Source organism: uncultured Holdemanella sp. (assembly GCF_934772795.1).
GTDB lineage: Bacteria > Bacillota_I > Bacilli_A > Erysipelotrichales > Erysipelotrichaceae > Holdemanella.
On sequence record NZ_CAKVMR010000059.1, the window covers coordinates 1 to 13,283 of the forward strand.

The window sequence follows — 13,283 nt, forward strand, 5'->3', positions numbered from 1 at the left end:
AATTAAAACGCCAATGTTGTATTTCGATTGGTTTTTTTTATCAACATTGGTGTTTTAATTTTCTAATGTATTATACATATTCTTTTTCTCTACAATTTCACTCTTTATCAATGTTGCAATATATTTAGAGACTTTAGCCTCTGCCTCATGAATATCTTCACTAATCGTTTTTATCGTTCGATTACGCTTTGAGATTGATACTAATATGGAATTATATACATCCTGTACATTCGTTGAATTTGATAAAAGTTGATCTGGCAAATTAAAGAATGTACCGAACTCATTAAATAACAAGTATTGAATGTTTTCATAAAAAGTTTTCGTATGATCAATTGTCGATAAATAATATGGATATCCCGACATTAAACACAAATAATTAGCTTGATTTTTAATATCCTCCATCTTCACAAATTCTTTTGCATCCATAAAATTCATTTTTTTGATTTCCATCTCAAAAGTGCGTCTTTTATATAATGGACTCGCATGATTCTGTATTTCTCTTTGCAGAAAACCTATATCACTTCCCGATAAGATGACCATCATATTATCACTCGCATGATCAATAAACTCTTGCAAAACAGAAGAGAAACTAGAATCTTGACTCACTATATATGGATACTCATCTATAACCAACACAAAGCGCTCATTCTTTGCGTATTCTTGAATCGATTTAAAGGCGTGTTGCCAACTCGCAAAAACAAATGTATCTGGAAGATCCAATAAATGATCCACTTCATAAGAAAAAGATTTTAAATTTCCATAACTATTATCTTGTTTTGCCTGAAACAATATACCGTTTTTACCCTTTAAAAATTCATTTAATATGGATGATTTCCCTATTCGTCTTCTTCCATACAATACACCAAATTCTTTTCTGTTGCTTGTATATCGACTATTTAATGCATCCAATTCCTTTTTTCTACCAACAAACATAGACCCTCCGTTTTATTAACTCCACAGTTATTAACTCTCGAGTTAATAATATCATTGAATGAAAAGATACGCAACATGGTATAATAATCTAGGTGATAATTTATGATACAAATTCCAGACAACAGTACAATATTAGCTCCGGCTACCTTACATTTATCTTTATACAAAGAGATTTTAAAACAAAAAAAAGATTGCCTTGGCATCCAAGTTTTAACCTTGTCTAGCTGGCTATCTTCTTTTTATCATGGACAAAATAAATCCGACATTGAAATTCTTTATCTATACAAAGAAGCCTTAAAGAATATATCTATTTCAAACGCCTTCTATTCCAGTAAAGAAGACTATGACTTTTTAAGTGCTTGTTTAGACTTTATTAAAATGGCAAAGACCTATCAAATCCATGATTTTCCTTGTTCAACCCAAAAAGAAAAGGATCTACATGAAATTTTAAATCTGCTTTATCCAATTGAACTTAAAGAAGACCAAACGCAAGATGTCCTTTCAAGTTTACCGGATTTAGAAAATATCTATATTCTAAAAAAAGAATATTCTCAATTGGACAATTACTGGATTCAAATCTTGCTTGATCATGGCGCAAAATGGCTAGGTGATAAACAACTATTGACAACACACTATTACAGTGTTGCCAATGCACGCAAACAAATGGAGGTCATCGCAGACCTTATCATTGAAAATGACTATTCAGCCGATGATATTTTTATTGCCCTAAACAATCCAAGTGAAATCAATGTCTTAACCCAGATTCTTACCGCACATAAAATTCCATTCACAACTATGCAGGAAGTGCATACCACATCTATATATAACGAGTGGATTCATTATTTAACTTGGGCTAAAGATATGGATCTAAAGAGCTTTTTAAACTTGGTTCAAACCCTATACCCAAATGACAATTATCTCATGCAGTATTACACATTGTTCCCTGAACAATTTTTAAAATTTGAACCATTCTTAACTACGATACCATACAAGGATAATGAAATTATTGATTCCTACCAGTTTGCATCCTACCAAAAATTAGAACAAGATACTTTGGAATGGATACAAAATCATGCCTTCTTATTTAATGCATACGATTTTATCGAGATGGCTAAACACATTCAAAGTCTACACGAACAAGTCACAAAAGAAGATTTAAATGCCTTTAACGATGTCATGTCACTTATCCAAGATGTGCATACACACATTCATAATGCGAACGATTTAAATATCTTGATTCACCAGATTCAAAATCTTTCTGCCAATCAGAAAGCTAATTCCATTGAAGGAGTATTCATTGGATCTAGACAAGACATCACAAATTTAAGGCCCATCGTCTTTTTAACCGGCACAAATGCCAGTGCATTTCCTGCTTTAAAGTTACATACTGGAATCTTTGATGAGGCCTATGTACAAAATACAGATTTTCCAAGTCTTGAAACACGCATTCAAAACCAGCAGGCACAAATCTTTGACTGCTTATCTTTGTGTGAGATTCTTTACGTACTCTACCCGCAAAGTGATTATCAAGGAAAAAATTATGAGCCTAGCTCCGATATAGAAAACTGGATCCAACAAAAGGCTGAGTTTATCACTACGCCCGATGCTTTTAACTGGACTACGCCAAATATCGATTTAAATGAAACAACAGCTAAATCCATATTCTTTAAGGATGGTCATTTTAAAGGATCTATTTCAAGACTTGAATCCTATGCGCGCTGTCCTTTTTCTCATGCCCTAAAATACGGCCTGTATTTAAAAGAAAAAGAAGATATCACAGACATTCGAATTCGCGGAAGTATTTTACACCATGTCTTAGAAGTAATTTCAAAAGATAGACAAGATTATGCTTCTTTATCCAAAGAAGAAATTCATCACTATGTTGAAAATGAATTTGCCTTCGCAAAAAAAGTACTTTTACAACAAGTTCCATGGTTTGATTCTCAAATTGAAGAGATCACAGAAAAACTCGTGTTGATTTTTGAACAACTACATAATTTTGAATCCAACTGGCATATGCATATTGATAAACAAGAACACAAGTTCTCTTATTCCTACCCATGGAATGGATATACCATTGATTTATATGGCTATATTGACCGAATTGATGGTTCAAATACATCCTTTTGTATCTTTGACTATAAATCAAGTGATAAAGACATTAAACTCAATGAATTTGAATCCGGACTCTCTTTACAATTAGCCACATATACGTTAGCTTACGAAAAAGAATCCGGTCTAATCCCTGTAGGATGTTTCTACATTGCGCTAAGGACAACCCCAGAAACGCTTACTTATGGAAAATTAAATTATCGTAAAAAAGTTCCTGAACTCACTGTGAACGATGAAAAAGATGTTGCGGATACATTTAAAGTCAATCGAAGATTAAATGGATGGCACTTTAGTGATGCGAGCATTTATTGTGATGACATAAAACGATATATGCCTGTAAAAAGAGCCAATCCAAGTTTAGAAACCATCCAAGAGGAATGGACTCAAGTCATTGACAGTCTTTTAGAAGACATTGAAAGTGGACAGGCCTTGCCTAATCATGTCCAAGATGCATGTAAATATTGCGCATATAAATCTATTTGTCGAAATTTAGCGAACGAAGTAGAACCAAAGCTTCGCGTAGAAAAGGAGGAAGAATAAATATGGATTTTTCAATTCCCCAACAAAAAGCCATTGACATTCGAGATACAAATGTCGTTGTCTCTGCCAGTGCCGGAAGTGGTAAAACTGCCGTTTTAGTAGAACGTTTATGTCAGCTTGTATTAAAAGACCATATTTCGATCGATTCTATCCTGGCCATGACTTTCACAAAGGATGCGGCTGCCGAAATGAAGGCGCGTCTTCTTTCAAAGTTAAAGGAACAACCAAAAACCGAATATATTCTTCAACAGATGGCTCTACTTGAAACAGCCAGTATTTCTACTATTGATAGCTTCTGTTTGTCGATCATACAAAACTATTACTATAAGATTCCCATTTCTTATACGATGTCCAAACAAACGGCATCCTCAGCTCAAACACGCCTTGCGTTTGAGAATGCCTATAAACATGCGATTCAAGATTTAGACTTAGATGCATACACAAAATTAAAAATGTATTTCCATTCTTTTGGCAAAACCGAAGAAGACATTCAAAAATATATTGAAGATATTTTGGCAATCATTAACTCTAAATCCGAAGAAGACGCTACGGCTTGGATTAAAAACATTCAAAATTCATATACATATTTAAGTCCAGAATTAATGGAATATGCATTGAAATACTTCCATAATCATTGTCTTGCGATGACTGAAATCTTAGATGAAGTGATTGATCAAATCGCAAAGCCTGAAGATTATGAAATCAAAAAGGAATATTTATCAAAGTGTTTAGATACTAACTCGTATTCAGATTTTAAAGCTCAATTTGAATTATATTTGAAGAATACCCTTGGTTTTAAGAAGACAATTGATAAGGTGGATTACTCAAAATATCAAACTTCTTTTAAAAATCATGAAACAAAGATCGTAGAAAACTTATTTGATGAAGAATTCTATTTAAAGGACATTCAAAATCATAAAACTTTAGTAGATACTCTATTTGAATTAACCAATAAAGTAAAACTATACTTTCAATTAGAAAAAAAGAAAATGGAAGTAATTGACTTTAATGATATGGAGCATTTTGCGTATCAACTCCTTCAAGATCCGATGATCAAAGAAGAAATGTACAATAAGTACCAGATGATTCTAGTTGATGAATTCCAAGATACCAATGAACTTCAAGAAAAAATCATTGCGTCTTTCTGTCATGAAAACAATGTATTTAGAGTGGGTGACATTAAACAATCCATCTATGGTTTCAGACAAGCCAATCCAAAAATCATGCAGGACTGGATGAAAAAGGAAGATATCAACAACACTCCTTTATTATTGCAGGAAAACTATCGTTCCAATGCGAGTGTTATTCAATTCAACAATGATTTCTATAGTAAGATTATGAATAATGAATTGTTAGGAAAACAATTTGAAGATATCGATATTGCGAATGTCGGTACAAAAGGACAAATGGAAAGTCCTCAATTTCCCGTTCGCTTCTTATTTACAGAATATAAAGATGAAGAAGGGAATAAGGCAACCATCAAAAAAAATCACAATGAGAATCGTTTTGATTTAATTGCGCAAGACATTATTGAAAAGCATAAGGCGGGAATGCCCTATAAATCGATGTGTGTATTAACTCGTAATCATGCTCCTCAAGAAAAATTGAAAACAGTTTTTGAGGCCTACAACATTCCAGCGATGATCACCATTGATCATGGATTCTATACAAATCCAGCCATTCAAATTGTACTTTCTACATTAAAGGCTTTAGAAGATTTAACAGATGACATTGCGTTATGTGCTTCTTTAATGTCTCCATTATTTAATGTATCTTTTTCTCAAATTGCGAATTGTTGTATTGGAAAAGAAAAAGGTACATCTTTATATATGAGTATTAAAAATGAAGATTTCATGAAGCCTTTCTTTGAACTATATATCAATCGAAATCAAACAATCGTACAACTTCTACAATATATCTATGCCTATAATAATTTCTATTATGTTTCTACAACCATTCAAGATAAGAATAACTTGGATTATTTATTAGAATTGGCTACGCAATATGAAAATCAAAGTGATATCCATGGTTTTGTCCTACAACTATCTAAAGATGCAACGCAAGATCAAGTACAAGAAGCCAGTTTATATGGCAAAGAAGATGATGTAGTTCAAGTAAAAACAATGCATCAATCTAAAGGTTTACAATTCCCTGTCGTATATATTCTTTCGCAACATGAACAAAGAGATAAACATGGCAGCTCTTGCATCTTATTTGATTCTACTTTAGGGCTTTCTTTAAAAGGTTTAAGTCATGACTATACATATAAATACAATTCAATTTATCATTTAGCTCTACAGACCAAAAAAGAATTGGATGATCTAGCTGAAGAAATGCGTGTATTCTATGTTGCGACAACTCGTCCTCAAAAAGAATTGGTCATTGTGGATACCATTGAAAGTTTAGAAGACTTCTATAGTCCATTAAATGCCTATACTTTATTAGAGGATGAAAGTTATACAGGATGGTTACTACATACCTATGCCAATACGAGCGATTCTTTAGTGGTTTTTGATAAAAAAGCAGCTCTATATGAAAGACCATTAAAAGTACGTCAGAATAACACGTCTTATAAATTACCAGTCTATTCAAAAAAATCAGATGCTTTCTCAAGCCAGACGGCGAGTGGTGCCAAAATGAAATTAGACTGGAAAGAAGTATCTCTTTCAAAGAATATTGGAACACTTCGCGGTACTTTATTCCACGAAATTGTGGCACAATGCTCATATCCTTATCAAGAAAAAGATATTATTTCTTATGCGAATTCTTACGGATATACTTTAAAGGATTATGACATCAAACAGATTTTAGCTTTAAACACAGATGCTCTGTATGCTTCTTGGATGAAAGAAAAACATGTATTTGAACAAAGCTATATTATTGAAGATAAAAATCAAGTCGTTCATGGATTTATGGACTTAGTTGTCTATAAAGAAAATGAAGTAATTATCATTGATTTTAAAACAGATGCCACAGATAATGAAAATAAATTAATTGATATGTATGCGGCTCAGCTTCAAACTTATAAACATTCGATGGAAAAAATAACAGACTTACCGGTAAAAACGTATATCTATGCTTTTTCTCTATTTAAATGCATCCTTTTATAATAACTTATGCTACAATGGAGGGGTCTTTTGAAAAAAAGAGAGAGAAGGAGAGAGAATCGTGGAAAAATTCTTTAAATTGAACGAGAAAGGTTCAAACGTTAAGACAGAGCTTATTGCTGGTCTTACAACATTCTTGGCTATGGCCTACATTCTTGGGGTTAACCCTGCAGTATTGGCAGATGCTGGTATGGATAAGGCGTCTGTATTCCTTGCGACAGCTATTAGTGCTAGTGTGGCAAGTATCATTATGGGACTTGTTGCCAACTACCCAGTCGCACTAGCTTCTGGTATGGGTGTTAACGCATTATTCGCATACACAATCTGTGGGCAAATGGGCTTTAGCTGGGCAGCTGCATTAAGTGCTGTATTCATTTCAGGTGTTATCTTTATTGTTATTTCTGTTACTGGTGTTCGTAAAGCGATTATCAATGCGATTCCAGTACAATTAAAGTTGGCAATTGGAGCCGGAATCGGTTTCTTCATTGCGTTTGTTGGTTTAAAAAATGCAGGTATTATTGTGGCAAGCCCTTCAACATTTGTGACAATTGGAAACTTAACAGATCCAACTGTATTATTAGCTATTGTTGGTTTATTAATTACAATTGCGTTGGTTATTAAAAATGTTCCTGCTGCCGTTTTCGTAGGTATGGTTATCACAGCTGTGATTGGAATCATCCTTGGATTCATGGGAATGGCTGGTATGCCTACTTTACCTGAACATTTCATTTCGTTTGATTTTGAATTACAAGCTGCTGGAGCTTGCTTCTCTGGAATTTCTGAATTATTCGCAAATCCATTCCAAGCTTTCGTAGTTATTTTCTCATTCTTATTCGTTGACTTCTTTGATACAGCCGGAACACTTGTTGCGATTGGAAACCGTATTGGTTTGATCAACGATAAAGGTGAACTAGAAAATGCTGAACAAGCATTGCTTGCGGATGCGGTTGGTACAGTATTTGGTGCTGTTTTAGGTACAAGTACAGTAACAAGCTTCGTTGAATCTAGTTCTGGTGTTGGCGTTGGTGGACGTACTGGTTTAACTGCATGCACATCTGGTGTTTGCTTCTTACTAGCTGTATTCTTATCGCCACTTATCTTAAGTACAGTTACTAACGCGGTTACAGCACCCGCATTGATCGTTGTTGGTATTATGATGGCGCAACAGTTAAAAGGTATTGACTGGGATGACATGATTTTTGCCGCTGCTGGTTTTGTCACTATTATTATGATGATTTTGATGTATTCTATTTCAAATGGTATCGCATGTGGATTCATCGTTTATACAATTGCCATGATTGCAGCTGGTAAAGCTAAAGAAGTTCACCCAACTGTTTGGGCATTAATGATCATCTTCGTATTATATTTCGCAACACCATATATCATGTAAAAGAAAAAGTCGGATTTCCGACTTTTTTAATACGTATTATTCTTTTCATATTGATTTTCAAAGGCATTCTTAAAAGTAGAGATGCCTTTTTTAGTATCATAAATCGATGCCAATAAACGCACAACATCATCCGTACTCATCTTTGATGTATTGATCATCAGTGTATAGTTGCGTGGATTCCCCCACTTTTGATTGGTATAAAATTCATAAAATCTTGATCTCTGTGTATCTTTTTCCTGCAAGATTTTTTTAGCCTGTTTAGCTGGCACTTGGTATTCTTCAATTGACCATTTGATGCGTTCTTCTACATCGCTGTAACAGAATACAGAAATCACATCCGGATTATCTTTTAAAATATAATCGGCGCATCTTCCTACAATAACGGCATCTTCTCTTTGGGAAATTTTTTGAATAATGTCGCTAGCCATATCGTAGATTTGTGTATTCACACTTAATTCTGTAATGTTTCTAAGCCCTAAAAGCCCCCTTGATTCAATTGTAAATAAACCATTCTCATCTTGTTCTTGATCTTTAAAGAAGTCCGCGCAAATACCCATATTCACGGCAATCTTTTCTAAGATTTGTTTATTATAATAACTAATATCTAAATATTCAGCTAACTTACGAGCAATTTCTCTTCCATTGGATCCAAACTGCCTCGATATCGTTATGATCACATTCTTTTCCATGCCAAGTCCCTCTTTTTCTTATATCATACAATAATATGATAGAATAGTGTAGTGGAGGAAGGTTATGAAAAAAATTATTTTTTTAGATTTAGACGGAACTCTATGGACATTCGAAAAGATTCCTAGTTCTGCATTAGAAGCGCTTGAACTCGCAAGAAAAAACGGGCATAAAATATATATAAACACGGGAAGAACGCGTTGTGAAGTGCCTCAATTCTTATTAGATATGAATTTAGATGGCTATTGTTTTGGGGCTGGAAGCGAAATTGTGATCAATAATAAACAAGTTCTTTTTAAACCACTTGAAAAAAGAGATACACAATTTATTCAGCACATTGCCAAAGATTCAGGCTTTTCTTTAGAAGGAAGCAAGATGACATTTACCAATGAAAAAAACAGAGAAAGAATGCTGCAATTTAATACAGATAACCGTATGGGAAATCGTTTCTTATCTTTCCCGGATATTTCAACACTTACCGATTCAGATTATGAACAAGTTATGAAAGTCAGCATTCATTTTGATTCACTTGCTCAACGAGAAGAAATCTTAAATCAAATCCCAGAACATTTAACTTTCACAAATTTCTTGCATCTAGGTGGTGAAATCACACACACAGAATATAATAAGGCTACAGCTATTCAATTTGTCAAAGACTACTACAACGAAGAATATGAAACAGTTGCGATTGGTGATTCTGAAAATGATTTGCCGATGTTAGAATATGCCGATATTTCTATTGTGATGGGAAATGGTGTCAAAGAAGTAAAAGAAAAAGCCGACTATGTCACAGATAGAATTGACAATGACGGCTTATACAAAGCTTTTAAATATTTAAAGCTATTTTAGAATCAGAAATGATTCTTTTTTTATTGTTGTTGTTGTTCTTTCATTACATCAGCGTATTTTCTACGACCTGGATGTAAGTTATCAACATAGTAACGAACTGTTAAAGTTCCAGCAACCTTAGTACGGATCTTAGGCTCTACGATAAAGCCATCCCCTTCTAACATTGCATCTAACATTGCTTTACAGCAACTAGCTAAATTTTTTGCCCCTGGTTCACATTCATTCATAAACTCTTTGGCATTCACTTCGATGTATAACCACATTTTATCATGAGCTTCTTGTTTCATTTCCTGTAAACGAGCAGCATACTGTTCTTGAGTCCATTTTTCCATAATCACGACATCCTTTCTTATATCCTAATCATACATCATTCTAACCAATAACTCAAACTTTGGCCTTTATTTATAGGTACATTTGTCACATTTTTTACAAACTGTGCAAAATAAACACAATTGGAATCGTTACCACACACGCAACACTTGTTAAGAATATGGCCTTACTGGCAAGCGTTGCATCCTCACCATACATAAATGCATAGACACTTGAATTACTTGCCACCGGCATACACATAATCAGAATAAGTGTATTTTCAATCAATGGATCAACATGAAATATAGAAAGAGTAAACATATAGAACAATGGCAATAGAATCATTTTAAATATTGTAAATCCCCATAACTTTATATCCAACAATTCCTTAACATCCATTTTGACTAAACCAGCACCAATTACCATCATAGATAATGGTGTTGTCACATTACCTATATATGAACATGTCTGTGCTAAAATATATGGAAGTTTAATATTAAAGATACAAAGGACAAGCGCAATAATGGAAGCAATCATCGGACCATTCATAAATTTCTTAAATGAAAAACCTCCCTTACGAAATAAACTCTCTCCATATCCATACATCAAACAGTTTAGTGGCAATAAAAATAGTGCTCCATAAAGCATGGCTTGATCGCCTAATATAGCTTGAATAGCGGGTAATCCCATAAAGCCTGCATTGGTAAATAGAATCATAAATTGCCAAAGGGCTTTATTTTCTTTAATACGCAAAACTTCAACAATAATTTTTGATACAACGCCTGTAAAAATCACAAATATTGCGAAAATAACAAGTACATTGAACAGTTCATTTCCTGTAAATGGTGATTCATTTTTCACTGAACTTATAATCAAGCCTGGAATGCCAATTCTTAATAAAATATTGGATGCATATACATTTACTTCATCATTAAAGATATTCTTTTTAGCTCCTACAAATCCAACAATCATAATAAACAACAGAATTGTCATTTGTGTAACAATCGTAGTAATATTCATAAAAATCCTCTTCCCTTAAATGAAAAGGACAACATTAAGTTGTCCTACTTTAGTCTAGATATTAAACCTCTATTTGTTGATTGTCAATTTGGATTGACCATCGTTAACTGCACCTTTTGTTTCTCCTGATCAATATTATATACCCATACCGTAACAATATCTCCTACAGATACCACATCACTTGGATGTTTTACTCGGTTTGTGCTCATCTTTGAAATATGAACTAAACCATCTTCGTGTAATCCGATATCGACAAAGGCTCCAAAGTCAACAACATTACGAACCGTACCTTCAAGCTTATCATTAATATGTAGATCTTCGATTTCCAATACATCTTTTCTTAATAAAGGCGCATCGTATTTATCTCGATAATCTCTAAGTGGCATACAAATCGCATCTAAGATATCTTTTAATGTATATTCATCCAATCCTGTATCTGCCATTAATTGTTTTGTATCACAATCTGAAATTACATCTTTAGCTTTTTGTGTTCCCAAATCTGAAGTATCCAGACCTAATTCCTTCAACAATACTTTTGTTGCCTTATATGACTCAGGGTGAATGCTTGTACGATCCAATGGTTCTTTTCCATCTTCAATACGCAAGAATCCCGCTGCTTGTTCAAAGGCTTTTGGACCAATCTTAGGAATCTTCTTGATTTGTGTACGCGATTCGATTTTTCCATTCTCTTCACGATAAGAAACAATGCTTGTAGCACTCGCATTATTTAATCCCGCTACATTTTTCAATAATGAAACACTGGCTGTATTGATATTTACACCCACTCGGTTAACTGCTTTTTCAACTACGAAATCCAAACGTTCTTTTAATCTTGCGGTTGGTAAATCATGTTGATATTGTCCAACACCAATTGATTGAGGATCGATTTTGATTAACTCTGAAAGTGGATCCATCAATCTTCTCGCAATAGAAATGGCGCTTCTTTGTTCAACATGTAAGTCTGGGAATTCTTCAATAGCTAATTTAGAAGCACTATATACACTGGCTCCTGCTTCAGAAACAATGGTATAGGATACTGGTAAATTAAATTTCTTGATTGTATTGGCCACAAAAGCTTCACTTTCTCGACTTGCCGTACCATTACCAATCGCAATTAAATTCACATGATATTCTTTGCATAATTGAACTAATTTTTGTTCAGACTCTCTTACTTTCGCATTTGGCTGATGTGGATAAATCACATCAACTGTTAATTTTTTACCAGATGCATCTATAACAGCCAACTTACATCCAGTTCTAAAGGCTGGGTCAAAGCCTAAAATCACTTTATCTTTCATAGGTGGTTGAAGTAAAAGTTTTTCTAAGTTCATAGAGAATATGTCAATACTTGATTCATGTGCCTTTTCACTTAAAGCTGAACGAACCATTCTTTCAATGGAAGGATAGGCTAATCTTTTTAAACCATCTAAAATGGCAGTACGAACATATTCACTTGTACCACTGTTATTAAAGCGAATAAATCTTCGACATACCCAGTTTTCAATATATTCTTCATTAAAAGAAATCGATACATTTAATACTTTTTCTTTTTCCCCACGATCAATAGCCATAACGCGATGCGGTGCTAATGTATTTACTCTTTCTGAATAATCATAATACATCTTGTATACTTTATGATCATCTTCATGATCTTTCTTTTCAGTTGTGACAATACGACCAAAATTTGTCATTGAATCCAATATTTTATTACGCACATCCACATCATCACTTACTTTTTCAGCAATGATATCACAAGCTCCTTGAATAGCTGCTTCACGATCTTTTACGTTTTCATTGATGTAGGCATCTAATTCTGTTTCTTTAAAATAACGTGGAAAAGACATAAACGTATCGGCTAATGGCTGTAGGCCATTGGTAATCGCAACACTGGCACGTGTCTTTTTCTTTTGTTTGTAAGGACGATAAATGTCTTCTACTTGTGACAACTTTGTGCATGCGTTGACATTCTTAATGATTTCATCATCCAATTTACCTAATGTTTCAATACGAGCCAAGACTTCTTCTTTACGCTTAGCTAAATTTACTTGATATGCATAATTTTCTTGAATGACACGAATTTGTTCTTCGTCCAAACCTTTTGTACGTTCTTTACGATAACGTGCAATAAAAGGAACGGTAGCTCCTTCTTCTAATAATTCCAATGTATTCTTAACTTGTGAAATCGCAATATTCAGTTCTTTCGCAATTAAGGAAATTATATTTTCATCCATAAGTTTATTTACCTCATTTCAACTCTATTATTGAACTAACACACTCTTACGAGTGTGGGCTTTTTTTATAAAGCCTAGTTCTCTCCTGATTTATATTTTATCATA

9 protein-coding genes are annotated in these 13,283 nt (G+C 33.7%); 4 read left to right on the forward strand and 5 right to left on the reverse strand.

Going from position 1 to position 13,283, the window contains the following annotated elements; all coding sequences use genetic code 11:
- Nucleotides 1-54: 54 nt before the first annotated feature.
- The gene (locus Q0F04_RS09555) at nt 55-933 is read right to left on the reverse strand and encodes an ATP-binding protein (RefSeq protein ID WP_295752731.1); all 879 of its coding nucleotides are present in this window, start codon (nt 931-933) and stop codon (nt 55-57) included.
- Nucleotides 934-1,035: 102 nt separating this feature from the next.
- On the opposite strand from Q0F04_RS09555, the gene Q0F04_RS09560 reads away from it, so the two are divergent.
- Genes Q0F04_RS09560 through Q0F04_RS09570 form a run of 3 tightly spaced genes read left to right on the forward strand, consistent with a single transcriptional unit; the run spans nt 1,036 to nt 8,082 of the window.
- Entirely contained in the window at nt 1,036-3,585 is a 2,550-nt protein-coding gene (locus Q0F04_RS09560; RefSeq protein WP_295752733.1) for a PD-(D/E)XK nuclease family protein, read from the forward strand.
- A 2-nt stretch (nt 3,586-3,587) separates the two neighbouring features.
- Nucleotides 3,588-6,695, forward strand: coding sequence for a UvrD-helicase domain-containing protein (locus Q0F04_RS09565; RefSeq protein WP_295752736.1), 3,108 nt, complete (start codon nt 3,588-3,590; stop codon nt 6,693-6,695).
- A 55-nt stretch (nt 6,696-6,750) separates the two neighbouring features.
- Complete coding sequence (locus Q0F04_RS09570) at nt 6,751-8,082, forward strand: NCS2 family permease (RefSeq protein WP_295752746.1); 1,332 nt, start codon at nt 6,751-6,753, stop codon at nt 8,080-8,082.
- 26 nt (nt 8,083-8,108) lie between these two features.
- On the opposite strand, the gene Q0F04_RS09575 is transcribed toward Q0F04_RS09570, so the two are convergent.
- On the reverse strand, nt 8,109-8,771 hold the full coding sequence (locus Q0F04_RS09575) for a cytidylate kinase-like family protein (RefSeq protein WP_295752738.1): 663 nt from the start codon (nt 8,769-8,771) through the stop codon (nt 8,109-8,111).
- 64 nt (nt 8,772-8,835) lie between these two features.
- Between Q0F04_RS09575 and Q0F04_RS09580 the strand changes: the two genes are divergently transcribed.
- Nucleotides 8,836-9,618 carry an HAD family hydrolase gene (locus Q0F04_RS09580; protein WP_295752739.1) on the forward strand — a complete coding sequence of 261 codons (783 nt, stop codon included), beginning with the start codon at nt 8,836-8,838 and terminating at the stop codon, nt 9,616-9,618.
- A 20-nt stretch (nt 9,619-9,638) separates the two neighbouring features.
- Here Q0F04_RS09580 and Q0F04_RS09585 read toward each other — a convergent pair whose 3' ends face one another.
- The 3 genes from Q0F04_RS09585 to Q0F04_RS09595 all read right to left on the reverse strand — a co-directional run bounded on the left by Q0F04_RS09585 (nt 9,639) and on the right by Q0F04_RS09595 (nt 13,178).
- On the reverse strand, nt 9,639-9,950 hold the full coding sequence (locus Q0F04_RS09585) for a hypothetical protein (RefSeq protein WP_295752741.1): 312 nt from the start codon (nt 9,948-9,950) through the stop codon (nt 9,639-9,641).
- Nucleotides 9,951-10,044: 94 nt separating this feature from the next.
- Entirely contained in the window at nt 10,045-10,947 is a 903-nt protein-coding gene (locus Q0F04_RS09590; protein WP_295752743.1) for an AEC family transporter, read from the reverse strand.
- Nucleotides 10,948-11,030: 83 nt separating this feature from the next.
- A complete protein-coding gene (locus Q0F04_RS09595; protein WP_295752744.1) occupies nt 11,031-13,178 on the reverse strand; it encodes a Tex family protein in 2,148 nt (715 codons plus the stop codon).
- Nucleotides 13,179-13,283: the final 105 nt, after the last annotated feature.

Coding starts and splice junctions, on each gene's coding strand:
- Q0F04_RS09555 (WP_295752731.1), bottom strand. CDS start 933: ATGTTTGTTGGTAGAAAAAAGGAATTGGATGCATTAAATAGTCGATAT.
- Q0F04_RS09565 (WP_295752736.1), top strand. CDS start 3,588: ATGGATTTTTCAATTCCCCAACAAAAAGCCATTGACATTCGAGATACA.
- Q0F04_RS09595 (WP_295752744.1), bottom strand. CDS start 13,178: ATGGATGAAAATATAATTTCCTTAATTGCGAAAGAACTGAATATTGCG.
- Q0F04_RS09560 (WP_295752733.1), top strand. CDS start 1,036: ATGATACAAATTCCAGACAACAGTACAATATTAGCTCCGGCTACCTTA.
- Q0F04_RS09580 (WP_295752739.1), top strand. CDS start 8,836: ATGAAAAAAATTATTTTTTTAGATTTAGACGGAACTCTATGGACATTC.
- Q0F04_RS09575 (WP_295752738.1), bottom strand. CDS start 8,771: ATGGAAAAGAATGTGATCATAACGATATCGAGGCAGTTTGGATCCAAT.
- Q0F04_RS09590 (WP_295752743.1), bottom strand. CDS start 10,947: ATGAATATTACTACGATTGTTACACAAATGACAATTCTGTTGTTTATT.
- Q0F04_RS09585 (WP_295752741.1), bottom strand. CDS start 9,950: ATGGAAAAATGGACTCAAGAACAGTATGCTGCTCGTTTACAGGAAATG.